1 protein-coding gene is annotated in these 1,069 nt (G+C 60.7%); it reads left to right on the top strand.

All coding sequences use genetic code 11. The annotated features are described in order from the left end of the window. The coding region (locus tag DSP71_RS22745) for a hypothetical protein (RefSeq protein WP_220151122.1) at positions 1 to 670 on the top strand (670 nt) is incomplete at its 5' end. Between the last annotated feature and the right edge of the window lie 399 nt (positions 671 to 1,069).

Raw genomic sequence — 1,069 nt, forward strand, 5'->3', positions numbered from 1 at the left:
CCCGCACGATCCGCACCGTCGTCCCATCGTCATACGTCGTCCCGATGTGCCGGTTCGCGGCGTCATACGAGAACTGCATGTCACCCAGACGAACCGTGTTCCCCCGCCCGTCGTACACGATCTCCGACGCCGACAGACCATCCGCCTACGCGTGCGGCGGGATACCCGTATCGGCGACATCCCAAGGATCATCGGGATCGAATCTCGTCATTTGCTTCGCCTCGGCCCCAAACAGAATCAGTTCCAGCTGACGACGAAGGTGTCTGGGGCTCCACTCGACTTCAAGCCCGTTCAAAAATTCATCCAGCCACGCCGAAACTCTGGCGAGGTCACCCCAACAGACGACAACGTCTGTTGGGTCCGGGCCCCCAAGTTCGACAAACTCGGGATTGAACGTGATCTCTACGAGAACTCCATCGTCACCTGGAATGGACTCGAACCTCGCATAGAACGAGTTGGAGCTGCCACGCCGGACAAAGCCGATCGCACCTTCTCTTATGATCCGCTGAATCAACGCTTCCTGACTATCCTCGGCCATTCGCTCACTCCAACCAGACGTGAAAGTTGTGGCGTACGCCGTTCCTCCCAAAGTTTACTTTCGGTCTCCCTGTTTGGGACACGCCAGGACCTCGCACCCACCGACCCGACGGGCCAGTTCTCATCCGAGTAGCATGACTCGAAAGCCGCTCCGTCGCTCGACTACCTTGAGACCAGACCCTGCCGGCCCAAGCAGCCGCCCGCGGAGAAGCGATCATGTCCCGGGCCGCTCCGGCAACGCTGCGCGTGTACTTCGATGCTCGAACAAGAATTTGACCTGCCTTCACGACATCCGTTGCCACCTTCGCGACCCGAACTGCGAACGTCGCTGCTCGCGCAACGAGCATCGCTCCCGCTAGAGGCGCTCCTACGCCCGTCGCCAGCAACGCAACCGAAAGCACGGTCAAGCCGATGTCAAGCGTCAACCCCCAATCCCATTCGCTCCCACTGAGGTCGTGTCCGTTGATGGGGTCGGTCGGCCAGGAGTAGTCGTTCGCCCCACCGCCCTCGATCGGGTCGACCTGCAGGAACC

The sequence above is a fragment of the Microbacterium sp. H6 genome (assembly GCF_003314775.1).
Classification (GTDB): domain Bacteria; phylum Actinomycetota; class Actinomycetes; order Actinomycetales; family Microbacteriaceae; genus Microbacterium; species Microbacterium oxydans.